The 16,384-nt window shown below is 63.4% G+C and carries 17 protein-coding genes; 8 read left to right on the plus strand and 9 right to left on the minus strand.

The features are described from left to right. The first annotated feature begins 230 nt into the window (after positions 1-230). On the plus strand, positions 231-1,106 hold the full coding sequence (locus tag FFI89_RS11470) for a DUF308 domain-containing protein (RefSeq protein ID WP_138836566.1): 876 nt from the start codon (positions 231-233) through the stop codon (positions 1,104-1,106). Between the two features lie 181 nt (positions 1,107-1,287). After that, complete coding sequence (locus tag FFI89_RS11475) at positions 1,288-1,701, plus strand: MucR family transcriptional regulator (RefSeq protein ID WP_138836568.1); 414 nt, start codon at positions 1,288-1,290, stop codon at positions 1,699-1,701. A gap of 7 nt (positions 1,702-1,708) precedes the next feature. On the opposite strand, the gene FFI89_RS11480 is transcribed toward FFI89_RS11475, so the two are convergent. Beyond that, complete coding sequence (locus FFI89_RS11480; RefSeq protein ID WP_138836570.1) at positions 1,709-2,140, minus strand: SufE family protein; 432 nt, start codon at positions 2,138-2,140, stop codon at positions 1,709-1,711. Positions 2,141-2,231: 91 nt separating this feature from the next. Continuing rightward, on the minus strand, positions 2,232-2,624 hold the full coding sequence (locus FFI89_RS11485; RefSeq protein WP_138836572.1) for a DUF5330 domain-containing protein: 393 nt from the start codon (positions 2,622-2,624) through the stop codon (positions 2,232-2,234). A gap of 421 nt (positions 2,625-3,045) precedes the next feature. On the opposite strand from FFI89_RS11485, the gene FFI89_RS11490 reads away from it, so the two are divergent. Next, on the plus strand, positions 3,046-4,860 hold the full coding sequence (locus FFI89_RS11490) for an ATP-binding protein (protein ID WP_138836574.1): 1,815 nt from the start codon (positions 3,046-3,048) through the stop codon (positions 4,858-4,860). Continuing rightward, complete coding sequence (locus tag FFI89_RS11495) at positions 4,853-5,557, plus strand: peptidoglycan-binding domain-containing protein (protein WP_138836575.1); 705 nt, start codon at positions 4,853-4,855, stop codon at positions 5,555-5,557. The genes FFI89_RS11490 and FFI89_RS11495 overlap by 8 nt, the downstream gene beginning before the upstream one ends. 47 nt (positions 5,558-5,604) lie before the next feature. Here the strand turns inward: FFI89_RS11495 and FFI89_RS11500 are convergent, their stop codons facing one another. The 4 genes from FFI89_RS11500 to FFI89_RS34855 form a co-directional block, all read right to left on the minus strand. Next, positions 5,605-6,915 carry an HlyD family type I secretion periplasmic adaptor subunit gene (locus tag FFI89_RS11500; protein ID WP_138836577.1) on the minus strand — a complete coding sequence of 437 codons (1,311 nt, stop codon included), beginning with the start codon at positions 6,913-6,915 and terminating at the stop codon, positions 5,605-5,607. Continuing rightward, positions 6,912-8,681 (minus strand): type I secretion system permease/ATPase, encoded by a 1,770-nt coding sequence (locus FFI89_RS11505; protein WP_246669421.1) that lies wholly within the window; start codon positions 8,679-8,681, stop codon positions 6,912-6,914. Before FFI89_RS11505 ends, FFI89_RS11500 begins: the two co-directional genes overlap by 4 nt. Before the next feature lie 229 nt (positions 8,682-8,910). Next, the gene (locus FFI89_RS11510) at positions 8,911-10,581 is read right to left on the minus strand and encodes an alkaline phosphatase PhoX (RefSeq protein WP_138836579.1); all 1,671 of its coding nucleotides are present in this window, start codon (positions 10,579-10,581) and stop codon (positions 8,911-8,913) included. A gap of 104 nt (positions 10,582-10,685) precedes the next feature. Next, on the minus strand, positions 10,686-10,874 hold the full coding sequence (locus FFI89_RS34855; protein ID WP_168212861.1) for a hypothetical protein: 189 nt from the start codon (positions 10,872-10,874) through the stop codon (positions 10,686-10,688). A 379-nt stretch (positions 10,875-11,253) separates the two neighbouring features. Between FFI89_RS34855 and FFI89_RS11520 the strand changes: the two genes are divergently transcribed. Then, the gene (locus FFI89_RS11520) at positions 11,254-11,598 is read left to right on the plus strand and encodes a DUF1491 family protein (RefSeq protein ID WP_138836581.1); all 345 of its coding nucleotides are present in this window, start codon (positions 11,254-11,256) and stop codon (positions 11,596-11,598) included. 12 nt (positions 11,599-11,610) lie between these two features. Here the strand turns inward: FFI89_RS11520 and FFI89_RS11525 are convergent, their stop codons facing one another. Next, positions 11,611-12,549 carry a DUF2336 domain-containing protein gene (locus tag FFI89_RS11525; protein ID WP_371722481.1) on the minus strand — a complete coding sequence of 313 codons (939 nt, stop codon included), beginning with the start codon at positions 12,547-12,549 and terminating at the stop codon, positions 11,611-11,613. Positions 12,550-12,826: 277 nt separating this feature from the next. Here FFI89_RS11525 and FFI89_RS11530 point away from each other — a divergent pair, with 277 nt between their 5' ends. The 3 genes from FFI89_RS11530 to modA all read left to right on the plus strand — a co-directional run bounded on the left by FFI89_RS11530 (position 12,827) and on the right by modA (position 15,081). Next, positions 12,827-13,027 (plus strand): hypothetical protein, encoded by a 201-nt coding sequence (locus FFI89_RS11530; RefSeq protein ID WP_138836585.1) that lies wholly within the window; start codon positions 12,827-12,829, stop codon positions 13,025-13,027. 15 nt (positions 13,028-13,042) lie between these two features. Then, entirely contained in the window at positions 13,043-13,828 is a 786-nt protein-coding gene (locus tag FFI89_RS11535) for a hypothetical protein (protein WP_210249103.1), read from the plus strand. 473 nt (positions 13,829-14,301) lie between these two features. Next, positions 14,302-15,081: a molybdate ABC transporter substrate-binding protein gene (modA, locus tag FFI89_RS11545; RefSeq protein ID WP_168212863.1), complete on the plus strand. Its 780-nt coding sequence runs from the start codon at positions 14,302-14,304 to the stop codon at positions 15,079-15,081. Between the two features lie 94 nt (positions 15,082-15,175). Here the strand turns inward: modA and FFI89_RS11550 are convergent, their stop codons facing one another. Together FFI89_RS11550 and FFI89_RS11555 are read right to left on the minus strand one after the other, a co-directional pair. Next, complete coding sequence (locus tag FFI89_RS11550; RefSeq protein WP_138836589.1) at positions 15,176-15,793, minus strand: DUF1254 domain-containing protein; 618 nt, start codon at positions 15,791-15,793, stop codon at positions 15,176-15,178. Then, positions 15,790-16,368 (minus strand): DUF1214 domain-containing protein, encoded by a 579-nt coding sequence (locus tag FFI89_RS11555; RefSeq protein WP_138836591.1) that lies wholly within the window; start codon positions 16,366-16,368, stop codon positions 15,790-15,792. Before FFI89_RS11555 ends, FFI89_RS11550 begins: the two co-directional genes overlap by 4 nt. Between the last annotated feature and the right edge of the window lie 16 nt (positions 16,369-16,384).

Here is a 16,384-nt window from a genome sequence, read left to right on the forward strand (position 1 = left end):
TCCCTGATGCAATGCAGCAAGGAGGCGGTAATTGGTAGACGGTAGAAATACGGCCGCGGGTCTGAACGCCAGCTGAATGATAAAACCGGCCGCGCCGAATATGCCGGAGCGGAAAGCGGCCTTTTGCGGAACCTTGGGCACAATTGCCGGTTGGCGATGCGCACAATATGACGGTATCGTGGCAATAGCGGACTGCGAGCATTTCGGGCGCAGCTGCGGGGGTGGGTTCGATGACGATTGGTGTGTTGGTTGTCGGAATAGGCCTTGTTTTGGCGGGCCTGCTGGCGATCGGCTTCGGAGTTCCGGTCAAGGAATTCAGCTTCGGCAACACGCTGATTCTCACCGGCGCGATGGCGGTTTGCTCCGGCGCGATCATGGTCGCGCTCTGGATGGCCGTGCGGGAGCTGAAAAATATCGGCCGCCGGCTCGGCGCCGGCTTGCCTGAGCCGCGCGGAGAAATCACGGTGCGTCCGGTGCTGCCTCCGGGTGCCACGCGGGATGCCGCAGCCGGCGAGGGCGGTACGCTGTTCAGCCGCGACGAGCCGGCCGCCGTGAGCGCGGGCGGCGCGGAACCACCGCCACCATGGCAGGACGAGGCCGGTTCGCGCGATCGTCCGCCGCCGCCTGAGCTCGAACCGGCCGCGGCCGCGCCGCCGGCACCCAAAGCCAAGCGCAATTTGTTGTTTTCGTCGACCTCGCGGAAAGAGCGCGAGCGCGCGCAGGCGCGAACCAGCGAGCCGTTGCCGCCGGATATGCTGTCGGCGGATATTCGTCCCAGCCCGTCAGCCTCGCCGCCACCGCCGCCGGTCGAACCGGCCGAGCCGCCGCCCGCGTCGTTCGACGATGCCTGGCCGAAGCCGGATCGAGGGCGGCCCGGCGACATTCCGCCGCAGCGGCGCAGCGGGCGGCCGCCTGAGCCTGAGACCAGCGGTGCCCCGGCGCGGAGTGGCGATCAGCCGGCGGTGACGGTGCTGAAATCGGGCGTCGTCGATGGCATGGCCTATTCGCTCTATTCGGACGGTTCGATCGAGGCCCAGATGCCGGAGGGCATGATGCGGTTCGCCTCGATCGACGAATTGCGCGCGCACCTCGACCAGCGGCCTTGAGCGGGCAATACTTCGGCGCCGATCCGTATTGAAAATAAAACGTCGTTGTTCTTGTCAGATTCCCGGCAATCCGCTCATATTCGCCAAGTCGTATCGGAATCCGCTGATGTATAGTCGCGGCCGGATACTGTCCGGCCCGCGCGCCCGAAACGCGTTGGCGATTCCCAAGGAAGGTTGAGCCATGACCGATGCATCAGGCAAAACGCCCGTCGAACTGACCGCCAGTATCGTATCGGCCTATCTCAGCAACAATCCGACCCAGGCCGCGGAAATTCCGAACCTTATCAGCCAGGTTCATGCTGCCCTGCTGCGGGTCTCGAGCGGTCGGCCCGATACGCCGCTCGAACCGGCGAAGCCCGCGGTGTCGGTCAAGAAGTCGATCAGTCCCGAATATCTGGTCTGTCTCGAGGACGGCAAGCGCTTCAAGTCGCTGAAGCGCCACCTGCGCACGCAGTACAACATGACGCCGGAGCAATACCGCGACAAATGGGGCCTGCCGCCGGACTATCCGATGGTCGCGCCGAATTACGCGGTGGCGCGCTCGCAGCTCGCCAAGAAGATGGGCCTCGGTCAGCAGGCGCGGAAGCGGAAGTAATCTCTATCTAGGACGCCGTGGCGAGCGCCTCGCGCGCGTCGGAGCGAATACGCTCGACCATCGACCGCAGGCCGTTGGAACGCTGCGGCGTCAGATGTTCCCGAAATCCGAACTCGTCGAACACGGAGATCGCATCCGTCGAGAGGATCTGTTGCGGGGAGCGGCCGGAATAAAGCGTCAGCAGGATCGCGATCAGGCCGCGCACGATATGCGCGTCGCTGTCGCCGAGATACTTCAGGTGCGGTTCGCTGCCGCCGCTGCGGTCGATCTGCTTGGAAAGCCAGACCTGGCTGGCGCAGCCGTTGACCTTGTTGGCGGCGGAGTGCTCGGCTTCCGGCATCGGATCGAGCGTGCGGCCGAGTTCGATGACGTACCGGTAGCGGTCGTCCCACTCGTCCAGCAGCGCAAAATTGTCCCTGATTTCGTCAATCGTCGTCATCGTGACCTGCATCCGTTCCTAAGGGCTTATATAGGATGCGCGGCAGTCGAAAGCGACGGAAATGGACCCGGTTCCGGGGCGTTATTTGCGGCTACAGACCGGGCGGCAGCCGCCATTCGACCGTCATGTCGTCCGGTGTCAGGGTGTCGCGGGCCGAGGCGTCGGCAGAAGCGGCTTCCGCCTGTTCGGCATTGCCGATCGAGCCGGTGTGATCCGGCGGCTTCTTGTCGGTGATGATCTTGTAGAGCTTGCGTGCGCCTTCCTGGGCGCGCTGGCCGATCACGGTTGCGGCCTGGCCGCCGACTTCGCAGGCCGTCGGCTGGCGCTTGCAGAACTGGCTCATGTCCGAGACGGCGGCGGTCGCAGCCGACACGGCCTCGGAAGCGCCGATCGGCGGCAGCTTGTCCGATTCGGGGGTCTTGTCCCTGGGCAGCAGCACGAGCACCAGCCCGAGCCAGAATGCCATGCGAAGCAGAAAGAACATCTCGCGATCCCGGTCGTCTCTTCTTGGTTCTGCTGCGGTGACGCCGCAGCTTGATTCCTGACTAACAGCGCTCGATAAACCGCAAGTGTTTGCATTGAGGTAAAGGCGCCGAAAATTCATTGAAAACTCGAATGATTCGATTCGGCGTAAATATTCGATTGATGGTGAAAAACACCCGAAGTTGGTCCGGCCGGCGCGTCCACCATTTCGAAACCATAGATCGATGCGGGTCTAAACCTGTCGTTCACCATCCGCGTCAAATGAGGGGCCCATCAGACGCGAAAGCGCCGCGAATGCATGGTGTTTTCCGCTCCGCCGCCGGGCCTTAGCGTTCGCTTAAGTTCGCTCTGACACGGTGACGCAAAGATAATGGGGGCGTTCCGGCGCGTCTGTCCGACGAACAAGCTGAAGCGCGAGTGCTGTGACTGTTTTGAGTATCATCCGCGATTGTCTCGATGCGCTGCTGCATCCCTCGGCACGATATGATGCGCTGACGCGCGCGCGTCATCGTGCGTTCATGGCGCCGCGGCTGCTCGGCAGCCTGGTCGCGCTGGCGGCGTTTCCGATCTATCTGGCGATGCGCGGCGCGCCGTCGGCGCTCGAGGTCGCGGCATTCGCCTGGCTGATCGCGCCGATCCTGCTGTCCTGGTTCCTGTCGCGCACCGGCCGCTACGAAGGCGCGCATATCCTGTCGTCGCTGGCGCTGGCGGGTCTGGTGATGATGGTCGCCATCACCACCGGCGGCATCGAGTCCTTTGCCGCGGTCTGGCTGGTCGTCATTCCGCTGGAAGCCGCGCTCTCGGCCTCGCGCCGCGTTGTCGCCTTTGCCTCGATGCTGGCGTTGTCCTGCGCCGCGCTGTTGATCGCGTTCGGGCATTTTGACCTGCTGCCGGCCGCCGAGCCGAACGCGGCGTTGCGTGGCGTTCTGATGGCTTCGGGCGTGGCTTCGGCCACGCTCTATGCCGCGGGCCTCGCCTTTGGCGCGGAATCGCTCGCGCGCACCAGCGTATCGCTGCTCTATGTCGAGGAAGACCGCTATCGCCTGTTGGCGCGCAACATGAGCGACGTGATTTCGCGCCACAGCCGCAACGGCGCGGTGCAGTTCGTCTCGCCGGCGGCCGAAGCCATGCTCGGCACGCCGGTGGCGCGGCTCGTCGGGCACGGCCTGTTCGACCGCGTCCATGTTGCCGACCGTCCGGCCTATCTCACGGCGTTGTCGGATGCCGCGCGTGGCGGCGAGGCGCGCAGCGTCGAGTTCCGTCTGCGCCGCGACGCGGTTCGCGGCCAGAACATTTCCGCCGATTTCATCTGGGTCGAGATGCGGTGCCGGCCGTTCGGGCAGGCTTCCGCGGAGACCGAGGTCGTCGCTGTCATGCGCGACGTCACCGACCGCAAGGTCCAGGAGCAGGCGCTCGAACTGGCGCGCACCGTCGCCGAACAGGCCGATGCCTCCAAGACGCGTTTTCTCGCCACTATGAGCCACGAATTGCGCACGCCGCTGAACGCCATCATCGGCTTCTCCGAGATGATCGTCCAGGAAGACGTGCTGATGATCGACGCCGCGCGCCGCAAGGAATATGCGCAGCTGATCAACGATTCCGGCCAGCATCTGCTGTCGGTGGTCAACGGCATCCTCGACATGTCCAAAATGGAATCCGGCAACTTCGAGATTTCGCCGGAGCCGTTCGCTCCCCGTGCCGCGCTGGTCAATTGCTGCAATTTGCTGTCGCTGAAGGCGCGGGAAAACGGCGTCGATCTCGTCACCCGCGCGCCGGAGGATCTCCCGGTCATGACCGGCGATCCCCGCGCGTTCAAGCAGATCGTGCTTAACCTCGTCGCCAACGCCATCAAGTTCACCGAGCGTGGCGGCAACGTGACGGTCTCGGCGGCGGTCGAGGGATCGCGGCTGTTGCTGCGCGTCACCGACACCGGGGTCGGCATCGCCGCCGACGACCTCAAGCGGATCGGCGATCCCTTCTTCCAGGCCGGCAAGACCTATCAGCGCAAGCACGAAGGCACCGGCCTCGGCCTGTCGATCGTGAAAGGCCTGGTCGGCCTGCACAATGGCGAGATGAAAGTGCAGAGCAAGGTCGGTGAGGGCACGACGGTGGCCGTGGTCCTGCCGCTGGCCTTCACGCCGCCGGCGGAGACGCCTTCCAGCAATATCGCGACGCTCAAGCCGGCGTTGCGATCCGGACACCAAGACGAAGCCCATCAGGTGAAGAAAAGTGCCTAGACGTATTGACGACGATGAAGACAGGCCGCGCCGCCGCCGCGGCGCCAAGGCGGTTGCGATCGAGGCGGAGGAGGAACGCGGCTTTGCCATGCGCGTGCTCCTGCACAGCCCGAAAGACATGGTCGCGGGTCTGCTCGCCGCTGCCGCCGTGTGCGCCATCTTCACCAACGCGTTGTTCCTGCAGGCCGGACGTCATCCGTCGCCGATGTTCGGCTCGGTCGTGACCTTGCCGGCGCCCGCACCGGCGGTTGTTAGCCCGCTGCCGCGCCCGCGCCCGGTCGAACTCGCAGTTCGCCCGGCGGAGCCTGCGCTGTTTGAACCGAAAGCGATTGAGATCAAAGGCGCCGAACCCAAGGCCGGCGATACCAAGACCAGCGATACCAGAACCGCCGATCCAATGACCAGTCTGGTGGTCAAATCGACCGCCGCGCCGGCCACGGCAGCTCCCTCGAACGTTATGCGGCCGCCGGCATCGATCCCGGCGGCGCAGAGCGCTGGCGCGCGTCGCGTCGCGGCCGTGCAGCGCGCGCTGACGGAATACGGCTACGGCCAGTTGAAGGCGACCGGCGCCATCGGTGCGGATACCCAGGCCGCGATCCTGAGATTCGAGCGCGACCGCAAGATGCCGGTGACCGGGCAGATGTCCGATCGTCTGGTGCGCGAACTCACCGCGGTCATCGGCCGGCCGATCGACTAGGGTTCCGAAACTCTGTCCGCCCGCACAGCCGTCACCGGGTCCGGCCGTCATCGCTCGCGAAAGGCGCGCACGATCTGGTCGGACAATGGCTTGGTGAAATAAGACAGCACGCTGCGATCATAGGTTTTCGCAAAAATCTCCGCCGGCATGCCGGGCAGCAGTTTTACGTTTCCCAGTCGCGCCAACTCCTCGGCGGTTATCGAAACCCGCGCCGTATAGAAATTCTGGCCGGTGCGCTGGTCCGACGTTACGTCGGCGGAAATGCGCCTGATGGCGCCCTGGATTTCCGGTGTGGTGCGCTGATTGAAAGCCGTGAACCTCAAACTCGCAGGCTGTCCCACGTATAGCTGGTCGATGTCCTGCGGCGAAACTTTGGCCTCCACGGTCAGTAAATCGGCTTCGGGGACGATCAACATCAAGGGATCGGCCGGGCTCACCACGCCGCCGACCGTGTGAACGTTGAGTTGGTGGACGACGCCGTTTTGCGGCGCGCGGATGTCGACCCGCTTGAGCTGGTCTTCCGCCGTCACCTTGCGTTCGATGAACTCGCCGATCTTGCCGTCGATCTCGCGCAGCTCCTTTGCGACCTCGCTGCTCAGATCCTGATTGATCTGAATGATCTGCAGTTCGATTTCCGAGACCTTGCCGCGTACCTGTGCGCTGGCCGCCATCGACTGGGCGAGTTCGCCCCGAAGGCGCGCCGCTTCGCGCTCCAAAACCGTAAGCCGGGTTATCTGGATGAGATTCTTCTCCCAGAGAATGCGCACACCCGTCAGTTCGCGTTCGATCAATTGGATTTCTTCCGCCTTCGCCCGCTGCAGAGCGGCGTAGCCGCTGACTTCATCGTCGAGCTGCGCGATCCGCTGACGTAGCTGCGACTTCTGACCCTCACGCGCGGTGCGCCGCAGGTCGAACAGTTTGCGTTCGCTGTCCAGGGCCGCCGCGAATTCCGGCGAGGGTGCCGCATCGATCAGTTCAGGCGGAACAACGATGCGTTCGACACCGTCGCGCTCGCTGGCAAGCCGGGCCTTGCGGGCCCGCATTTCATCGAGGCCCTTGGTGACGATCGCCAGGCCAGCGCGCAAGACCGTTTCGTCGAGCCGCACCAGCGTATCTCCGGTCCGGACGTGGTCGCCCTCCCGAACCAGCAGTTCTCCAACGATTCCGCCGGTAAGATGCTGAACCTTCTTGACGTTTGAATCGACAACGACCGATCCGGAGGCGGTGATCGCGCCAGATAATTCGGTGCTGGCGGCCCAGCCGCCGATTCCGACGGTCAGCGCCAAAGCAATGATCGTTCCACCGATCAGGTGATTGCGGAGGGTTCGGTCTTCGCCGTTTGGGGAATTGCGGGTCATGTCGATGTTGCGGTTTGAGGGACGACCTTCAATGGCGCCGCGGGCGCAGGCTCACGGCGGGCCGCCCGCGAAATCACTTCATCTTTCGGTCCAAAGGCCTGTTGCCTGCCATGGAACATCGTCAGCACGAAATCCACCGCAATCAAGGCACTCGAACGGTGGGCGACGATCACAACGATACCACCTCGCGCTCGAACCCCGAGGATCGCGCGTGTCAGTGCCTCCTCGCCCTCGGCGTCCAGATTCGAATTGGGTTCATCCAGAACGATCAGGAAGGGGTTGCCGTATAGCGCGCGGGCCAGCGCCACGCGCTGCTTTTGGCCGGCAGAGAGTGCCGCACCCTGTTCGCCGATCTCGGTGTTATATCCGTCCGGCAGGCTGACGATGAGTTGGTGTATGCCGGCTGCGTTCGCGGCGGCGAGCACGGCTTCCATCGGCGGGTCCGGGGTAAATCGCGAAATATTTTCCGCAATCGAGCCCTCGAACAGTTCGACGTCCTGCGGCAGGTATCCGATATGGCTCCCCAGCGCTTGTTGCGGCCATTGCTCGAGCGACGCGCCGTCCAGGCGAACAACGCCGCGCGATGGACGCCAGGCTCCGACGAGCGCGCGCACCAGCGAGGATTTTCCGGATCCACTGGCGCCGATGATGGCCAGCGCACTGCCGGCCTTCAGGAAAAAACTGACGTCGGCGACCAGAAGTTTTTCCGACGCGGGCGCCGTCACGGACAGTTTTTCCACCAAAAGCGTCTGGGCAGGCGCCGGCAGTGGAAGCTGAGCCGGGGAGCCCGGCAGCAGCGCCAGCAGCTCTGCGAGGCGTTGCCAGCTTTGCCGAGCCGCGACGAAATTCCTCCAGTTTCCGATTGCAAGGTCCACCGGCGCGAGAGCGCGGCCGGTCAGAATCGAGCTCGCGATAATGATGCCTCCGGAAGCCTCCTGGTGAATCACGAGATAGGCGCCGACGGCAAGCACGGCGGATTGCAGCATCATGCGTAGCACGCGCCCGGTCACGCCGAAGCCACCCGATATGTCATTGGCCGTCTTCTGTTGCTTTCGATAGGCGACGCCCAGCTGGCGCCATCGGGCCAGCAGTTGCGCCGACATTGCCATCGAAACCACGACTTCCGCGTTGCGTCGGCTGGCTTCCGCCAACCGGTTGCGGGCCGCCGCATACGTTGAGGCCTTTTGCACCGACTGTCGCGACAGGCGATCGGTGAGTAGCGTCAGTATCACCAGCACAAATGCCCCACCCAAGGCAGTCAGGCCAATCAGGGGGTGAAACGCAAAGCAGATCGCCAGATAGAACGGCAGCCATGGCAGGTCGAACAAGGCGGCCGGCCCGGAGCCTGACAGCACCGAGCGAACGGTGTCGAGGTCGCGTACCGGCTGCAGTCCGTCGCCGCTGCCGCGCGTGCGCAGCGGCAGGCGCACCACCAGATCATAAACACGGTCGCTGACGCGCCAGTCGATCTGGCTGCCGATTCGGACCAGCATACGTCCCCGGACAAGTTCCAGGATGCCTTGGAAGACGAACAGCAAGGCCGTGATGATAGCCAGTCCGACGAGCGTCGGCACGCTGCGGCTTGGCAACACCCGGTCGTAGACCTCCAGCATGAAAAGCGAACCGGTCAGGCCGAGCAGATTAATCAGTCCGCTGAAGAGGGCAATACCGACCAGCGCGGAGCGGCATGAAGCAAGCGCGGCGCGCAGCTCCGATCCTGCCGTGATGGTTGCGGCTACAGGACTTGCTTGCGGGGCAGTTGTCACGAACGATCGCTCCGTGGATTGAAGGCTATGGACGCCGCAGTGGCATGGAAGGGCCGGATGGCTCGTCGCTGGCTTGGCGCGCGAAGCTGCCGCCGCCGGTCAACCGCAACAGTTGTCTGCCGGCGCTCTGCAAGTACCCATGCAAAGGTGCCGGCTGAAAAGCCGGCACCTTCGAAACCCTTGCCTTTAAGACCGGCGGAGCAGGCGCTCCACCGGTCGTGATGTGAGGTCACACGAGATACTGATGAATCAGCTGGAGTTGACCGCCTTCGACCGGTTCGCCCGGGATCGCGTAATGAGCCTGTGTATCGACGAGGTACACGTTCTCGCCGGCACTGCCGAGGATGTGCGTTACGTCAATGACGCCGGACGACTCTTCGTCCTGAGTCAGGAAGTTCGCGCCGCCGGACAGGAAGCGGCTCGGATCGTGCTGTGCAAGCTGAGAGAGCGAGTCGGTCGACGGATCGTACTGCCAGACCTTGCCGAGGTGGGCGTTATTACCAACGTCCTCCTGCAAGATTACCTGGCCATGGGCATTGACCGTGATGTTGTCAAACATCTGCTGGCCTTCTGTTCCGTTGAGCAGGAGCTTGATGGTGCCTCCTGCGGCCGGGTTGCTGGCGTCGGTGAAGTCCATCGCCCACAGCCGGCTCGGCGCGTTGAAGGCATCGGTCGTCACGAAGTAGAAGCGGTTGGGATTGAGAGTGTCCCACGCGCCGTCTTCCGGACGCAGGAACGAGGTCACGCCCGCCGCTTCGCTCGCCGCATCGATCTGAGCACCAGTCATGCCGCTAACGTCGCCGAGGTCCACCATCGTGAAGGCAGATGATTCATCGGCGCCGAGCGGGGCAGGGGTGTTCGGTTCGTTGTTGTTCGTCGCCCCTTCCAGATCCTTGACGTGGACGCCAAACAGGTGACCGCCGGTCAGGCCCGCTTGTTCGATGGCGTTGCCGCCCGCCTTCTTGTCGCCGGCATAGAAGTAGACTTGGCCATTTTGACCATCGTCCGTCAGGGCGACGACCGTCCGGTCGCCGGTGTGGGCGTTGGCGACGAGATTCTCGTAAGCCATATTGCCGAGCCAGGCGAGTTCGTAGCTATTACCGTCCTGGGCGCCGCCGACAATGTGAGCGACTGCCCTGCCTTCGATGCTCGACTCCTCGCCGCCGAGGAAGAGCCGTCCGTTGAAACCAAGGCCGGAATCCGCATTATAAAACGCGCTCTGATCGGCCAAGTCTGCGGAGCAGAAGCGGCTGAACGACACCGGACTGTTGGCGGCGTTGTGGTCGACGTAAGTCTGGGTAGCCGTGTCGTACAGCCAGACATCGTGCATCAGGTCCTTGCCCGACAGCACCTGCAGCGTGGTCTTGTCGAACACCCATTCCGATACGAACGCACCGTTGCCGCCATGAGCACGTGCGATGCCCAAGCCTGCGCTAATTTCTTGATTCATCAGGACGGTGAAGGTGCCGTCGCCATTGTCGAACGCGCCGAGGCCGTCGGGGATGCCGGCCATCCTGTAGCCACCCACGCCGTCGCCCACGGTCAGCAATGATTCGGTGTAGACATGCGGATTGCTGCTGAGAAGATAAGGTGTCTGTGAACTCGACGGACCCTTGACCTCGTTTGAGATGATGAATTGTTCGGAATGAAGATTTGAGATGAGCGTGTCTTCGATGACGATTTTGTCACCACTGCCGAGATCGATCTGAACGTCCTGACCGACCTGCTGTGCGGAGTTGATGAGCGTCTGGAAAGACGCAACGTGGAAATCGCGGACGTCGACGCGGTCACCGGCGTCGAGATGCTTGATCGTGTCCACTCCCATGCCCTTGCGGAACAGGAATTTGTCGTTGCCTTCGCCGCCCTCGAGCGAGTCGCTGCCGGCGCCACCGAGCAGCAAATCCCTGCCTTGGCCACCGAATAGGGCGTCATCGCCTTCGCCGCCGACCAGTGCGTCGTTGCCGTTGCCGCCGAAGAGCCTGTCGTTTCCTTTTCCGCCGTCAATCAGATCGTCGCCGGGGGCGCCATGAACGGTGTCATTGCCAAGGCCGCGAAAATGGTGTCATCGCCGCGGAAGCCGAGGATCATGTCATTGTTGTCCGACCCTAAGATGTCATCGTCACCGATCGTTCCGAAGATTTTTTTGCCGTGCAGATTCACCTGCTGGTGCCGCGTTTCGTGACGTACCGACATTATGAAGCTCCTGGTTGGACAATTGATCGCAAGGCGTCCCGTTAACCAAACAGCCATGACGAGTATACGACGCGGGTACGAACAAACGACACGAGGGAACGAAGCAGTTCGCGTTATCACCGCAATTACAGCGGGTTAATCTACGACGGCTGAAGCGATGCGACAAAAAGCCCCGCGACAAATTTTCATCTGTGCGCGATGCGTAGCGGGTGGGCGCGTACCGAGGGGCGGAGCACGCCCATGGAGAAATCTCATAATCACAAAAATTCGATTGGGGCCGAGTCTACGATCGCAGGTCCGGCCGATCGCGGATGGAGTCGCGCCACGGGGCTTGCACTGGCACTGGCGCGGCACTTTGCGCTGGCCTATCGTCGTTGCCATGCGACTGAAATCCAGTATCTGGGTGGCGGCCTATCTGCGCCGTTGCCAGACCGAGGGAATCTTCGGCGCCGTGCGCAGGCGCGGCGCCGAAGAAGCCGGCGCGGTATTTGTCAAGGTGGCCCATCTCGACGGCAACGCCATGTTGTACGGGCCGGCGCCACAGACCGTCTATGACGAGAGCCGGCCGGCCGATCGACTGTTCGCGCCGGCTTCGCCCCAGCCGGTGCCGGAGCAATCCGTCGAAGATCGTCTCGCCAAGGAAATCCGCTTCGATCCCGATGTGTGGATCGTCGAGACCGAAGACCGCGCCGGGCGGCATTTTCTAGATCTGGCGAAGGGCTGACCCTTCTACCTTCTAGCGTTTCGAACCGTCGGTGCCGGTACGGATGCCCGGCGCGCTGCCGGGCTGCAGGGCGGGGCGCGTCTGGGGCGTAACGGTGCGGGCGCGGTTGCGCTCGTCGTCGTGCAGCGCCGGGCGGTATTTGGCGCGGGTCACCGCCATGGTCGAACCGCGCCACGCCGCCAGCATCACCAGCGCGGATCGTTCGGTCAGCCGGTCATAGAGCCGCGACAGCCGGTAGACGTTGGTCACGGACGAGCCGAATTCGGGATTGAGGAACATCAGCACGCGCTGGAATGCCGCGCTCGGCATGTCGAGTGCACGCGCCGCGCAAGCCAGTGGCTCGCCGCCGGGATCGTTGACCACCTGGGTTGCGATCCGCGCCGGCAGGATCAGCGCTTCGCCGATTTCGAGCGCGAAACTTTCGGTATCCTCGGCGAACGCGGCCATCTCCAGCGTCTGGATCGCGCGTGTCGCGCGGGCGGCGGGTATCCGCGCCGAGGCTTTCAGCGGCGTGTCGGCAAGATTGTGCAGGATCAGCGCGCGTTCGCTGGCGTTGGCGGCGAAGAACATGTCGCTGATTTCAGCGGCATCGTTGGGCCGCATCGACAGGTTGGAGGCCATCCGCAGTTGCGCCTCCGTCGGCGCCTTGACCGGCGCTGCTTCCGGCGGAGCCGTGGCAATGGTTGATGCGATCGGCACGATCTGGCCGGGATGCGAACGCCGCAGTCCGAGCTTGTTCATGACTTCGGGAGGCGTCGCGGGATAGACCGACAGCCGCGCCCGCACGGCCGCGCGCGTGGCGTCGTCGACCTGGTCGATCAGGCGGGAAGTCAGCTCGACGAACTGCCGTTCCTCGTCGGTGGAATGGGCGCTCGCCTGGACATAGAGGTCGGTCAGCACGCGCAGCAAGGTCGGGCGAATATCGACGCCCTCGCGACGGGAGAGCGTCATCAGCCCGTCGAAACCCGGAAATAATGGAGCTGCGGTCATGTCAGGTACGCGACTTCGGTCATCCTTCGCGACAGCCTACGCGCGGCGCTTTAAGAGCCGGTTAAGGAAAACAACCCGTGAAAATAATGCGTGGCTTTTGCGGGTGTCCCATGAGACACAGCGCCAGCCCGTCGTTGGGGCGCCATCGCAAATTAAGAAGCCATTAACCATACCTCGTTCTTAATGATGGCATGTCGCCGGTCAAATCATGTCCGCGCGGCAACCAGAGAGAACGAACATGGGTACCATCATTGAATTCCCGGCAGATGCGGCTACGCGGCGGCTGGGCTCAAGCATGGATGGCGCTCCACGCGATGGCCTGGGAACCGTACTGATCCTTCCCGTTGTCCGGATTGAACGCGACGCCGACGAGACCGGCGACGGACGCGGGCCGGAAGAAGGTACGGCACCCGGACGCCGCCGCCGCCGGCGCACCTGACAACGGACGTTTGAAATGCCGGAGATGCTCCATCCGACCCGGACCGCCGGGATTCGGTCACACCCGGCTCTCATGCTGCTGCTGGTGGGCGTGGCCCTTACCAGTCTTCTTGGCGGCTGCAGCGGCGGCGATTTCGGCCGCACCCGGAGCGATTTCCGCAACGACGACATGCATCGCTGGCTCGGGGCCGAGGCAACCGGAAGCGTCGGCTTGACGCCGTCGCAGTTCCAGCTCACCGAAAACGAACGCCAGCTCCGCGATCTCGCCTATCCCCTGATCGAGCCGCCGCATTCGCGCCCCGCCTGGAAGAGCGTGTTCGGCGATTACCAGCCGCTGCCCTCGCCCTGGCGGCAGAAGGTGGTGTTCGACCGCACCACCTACGGGCGCGCGCTGATCGACGAGCCGCATCGTTCGCACACCTCGCGTTATCAGCAATTGATCGAGGATGTTCGCAACGACATTACCCGGTTCGAACCGTTCTTCGCCTCCGCGGCCCGCGTCATCGACCTCGACCGCAAGCGCAATGCCAGTCTGAAACTGGTGTCGGAGCTGTCGGCGCGTGAACAGGCCGATGCGGTCGCTCGCATGGAAGAGAACGCGTTGATCGTGCAATGGGTCCAGCAGTGCCTGGAGCGGCGGATCTCATCCTATCGCTGGGCGCTGGAGCGGCTGGTGATCCAGGCACCGGACGGCATCGCAGCCGACGCCGACCGGCTGATCGGCGAACTTGCCGCCCAAACCGCCAATCCGCCGGTGGCATCTCAACCTGTCCTCGGACGCGCCGTGACGGTGAAAGGCTAACGCTCAGGCATCACGAACAACGCCGTTGTGATGTACCGCACTGGGCCGTGTGGATGGATTTGATCAAGATGATGCCGAGAGCAAGCGCGACGAACGAGCCGTAATTCTGCGCCGTCTTCTCGCATCGAAGTGCGATGCGCTTGAATCGTTTGAGCTTCCCGACTGCTTGCTCGATACGGGCGCGCCCCTTGTAGAGAACCGCGGGCAGTGGTGTACTGTGTCGAAAATCGCTCTCGAAATTAGACGTGCCGGGACTTCCGTCCGTGGGCACAGGCAGCGAGAGTGCCTCGTTCGCGCAAACAATTTAACGAAACGCCATGAAATTTCCCCGCCGCAGGCAATTTCTGCATCTGCATCTGCAGCGGGCGCGGCGGCGATGCCGCGGATCGCGAGGGCGCAAACCTACGACCGGATCGTTTGATGGTCGGCTATGCCGCTGACACCGATCGACATACATGTATGGAGAGATAACCATGAATCGACGCAGCATTCTGAGCGCCTGTGCGACAATCGCTTTGGGACTTGCCTTGTTTGGCATCACTGCCGGGACCATCGCCAGCGCCGCTGAGATTAAGCTCCTATGCGCCGTGGCTTTGCATCCGGCAATTGACGCACTGATACCGGATTTTGAAAAATCCTCGGGACACAAGGTAACGGTCGCCTACGGAAATGCGGGCGCTATCGCGGACCGTTTTCAAAAGGGTGAGGCCGCCGATCTTGTGATAAACGCTGCGTCACTGATGGACCAGCTTCGAACGGAAGGCAAAGTCGTGGCTAGCGACCGCATCATCATCGCGAAGGTCGGTGTTAGTGCCTTTGTGCGCAAGGGTGCCGCGAAGCCCGACATCAGTTCGGCCGACACCTTCAAACGCTCGATGTTGGCCGCAAGATCGATTACTTATCCTGATCCGGCCGGTGGGGGTGCCAGCGGCATCTACATGGCCAGCTTGCTCGAACGATTGGGCATTGCTGGGGAAATGAAGCCCAAGACCAAGCTATCTCCGTCTGCGAAAGTGCTGTACGCAAGCGTTGCCAGCGGCGACGTTGAGATCGGATTTAATCAAATCAGCGAAGTATTGGCTCAACCAACCGTCGAATTCGCTGGCCCGCTGCCGTCAGCGATTCAGAACTACACCCAGTTCGCCCCTGGCATTGTTACCGGCAGCAATCAGACTGACGCCGCAAGAGCGCTGGTCACGTTCCTTTCCTCGCCTGCCGCCCAGACCGTTCTAAAAGCAAAGGGGTTCGAATAAAGCGAGTGTGGCGTGCCACAAGGCTCGCCCCCGCTGGTGACGCTTCCATAAATCCCGATCGGCGAATCCGTCCACGCGGCCTAGCATCACCGCATTAGCGCCTGGACGGCGTGGTTTTTGCCGGCGGTGGTGGGGGAGGATCCGGTTGCTTGACCGGCGGCGGTGCGTCGGTCTGCACGGCGCAGCGCGATGCCGCGAGCGAGGCCTGCGCCTGCGGCATCAGGCCGGGCTCGGGTGCCAGCGCCTTCAGCAGGATCAGCCCGGTTGCGGTCGGCGAGTCGATGATCAGCCTGTCGGCGGCGGTGACTTCCTCGTCCTCGGGCAGATCGTTGTGCTGGGCTTCCGTCATCAGATCGAGTTCGATTACCTTGCGACCGGCCGAGCGATCGTTGATGGCGTAGTAGGCGACTTCGTTGCGGGTGTAGAACGACACCGACGTATAGGCCTGGCTGACCGGCACCGTGAGCTTGATCGGTCCGCCGGACAGATCGTAGCGGCAGATCGCCATGGCGAACGCCGGGTCCATGAACGGCATCGGCGAATTGGCGGGATCGGCGAGCGGCAGCTGGGTCACCGCATTGAGCTTGGTGGTCGGCGTCAGCCGCGAATAGGCGTCCTGGGAGGCGATGCGCGGCAGCGCCAGCACGCTGACGAGATGCACCACGCCGCCGAGCAGCACGCCTGCGATGATCGTGAACAGCAAGCGGATCATGGGCAGCCTACCGTGGAGATCGAGGGCATCGGCGCGTCGCGCTGCGTTCGCGTCGCAACGCCAACCGGCGTATCGTACAGCCGCAGCATCAGCGCGTAACGTTCGATGCCGCCGGTAGGCAGCCAGTTGCCTGAGCGCGAGCGCGCGGCGACGTGGATCTCGAAGGCGCCGTCGGAGCCGCGGACGATTTCCTGGCTGGTGAAGCCATAGCGCTGCAGCGAATTTGCGACCAGATGTCCCTTGCGGTCGAACAACGTCAGCGTCCAGAACCGCGCCGCCGGCGTCACGCCGCTGACGACGATGTCGCAGCGGCCGTCGAGCGGCTTCTTCTTGTCGTCTGACGTGGCCGAGAAGGCGATGCCGTCGCCGGTGCCGATCGGCAATTCGCCGCTGCGCGCAATCGAGGCGCGCGAATAGGGATCGACGTCGGCGGTGCCGCTCTTCGGCCGCGCCGTCCAGGCGCCGATCGTGAGCGTGCCCAGATCGGTGCCGCGCGTCGCCGTCATATAGGTCGAGCCGAGACCGACGACGGTGGCCAGAATCAGCGCCAGCAAGGTGATGAAGATCAGCCGCACAGGCCAGTGCTCCGCG

It is taken from the genome of Bradyrhizobium sp. KBS0727 (assembly GCF_005937885.2).
Lineage (GTDB): Bacteria > Pseudomonadota > Alphaproteobacteria > Rhizobiales > Xanthobacteraceae > Bradyrhizobium.

Bases quoted from the DNA above. Each gene is read 5' to 3' on its own strand.
- FFI89_RS11470 (WP_138836566.1), top strand. From the start codon at position 231: ATGACGATTGGTGTGTTGGTTGTCGGAATAGGCCTTGTTTTGGCGGGC.
- FFI89_RS11475 (WP_138836568.1), top strand. From the start codon at position 1,288: ATGACCGATGCATCAGGCAAAACGCCCGTCGAACTGACCGCCAGTATC.
- FFI89_RS11480 (WP_138836570.1), bottom strand. From the start codon at position 2,140: ATGACGACGATTGACGAAATCAGGGACAATTTTGCGCTGCTGGACGAG.
- FFI89_RS11485 (WP_138836572.1), bottom strand. From the start codon at position 2,624: ATGTTCTTTCTGCTTCGCATGGCATTCTGGCTCGGGCTGGTGCTCGTG.
- FFI89_RS11500 (WP_138836577.1), bottom strand. From the start codon at position 6,915: ATGACCCGCAATTCCCCAAACGGCGAAGACCGAACCCTCCGCAATCAC.
- FFI89_RS34855 (WP_168212861.1), bottom strand. From the start codon at position 10,874: ATGTCGGTACGTCACGAAACGCGGCACCAGCAGGTGAATCTGCACGGC.
- FFI89_RS11520 (WP_138836581.1), top strand. From the start codon at position 11,254: ATGCGACTGAAATCCAGTATCTGGGTGGCGGCCTATCTGCGCCGTTGC.
- FFI89_RS11525 (WP_371722481.1), bottom strand. From the start codon at position 12,549: ATGACGCTCTCCCGTCGCGAGGGCGTCGATATTCGCCCGACCTTGCTG.
- FFI89_RS11530 (WP_138836585.1), top strand. From the start codon at position 12,827: ATGGGTACCATCATTGAATTCCCGGCAGATGCGGCTACGCGGCGGCTG.
- FFI89_RS11535 (WP_210249103.1), top strand. From the start codon at position 13,043: ATGCCGGAGATGCTCCATCCGACCCGGACCGCCGGGATTCGGTCACAC.
- modA (WP_168212863.1), top strand. From the start codon at position 14,302: ATGAATCGACGCAGCATTCTGAGCGCCTGTGCGACAATCGCTTTGGGA.
- FFI89_RS11550 (WP_138836589.1), bottom strand. From the start codon at position 15,793: ATGATCCGCTTGCTGTTCACGATCATCGCAGGCGTGCTGCTCGGCGGC.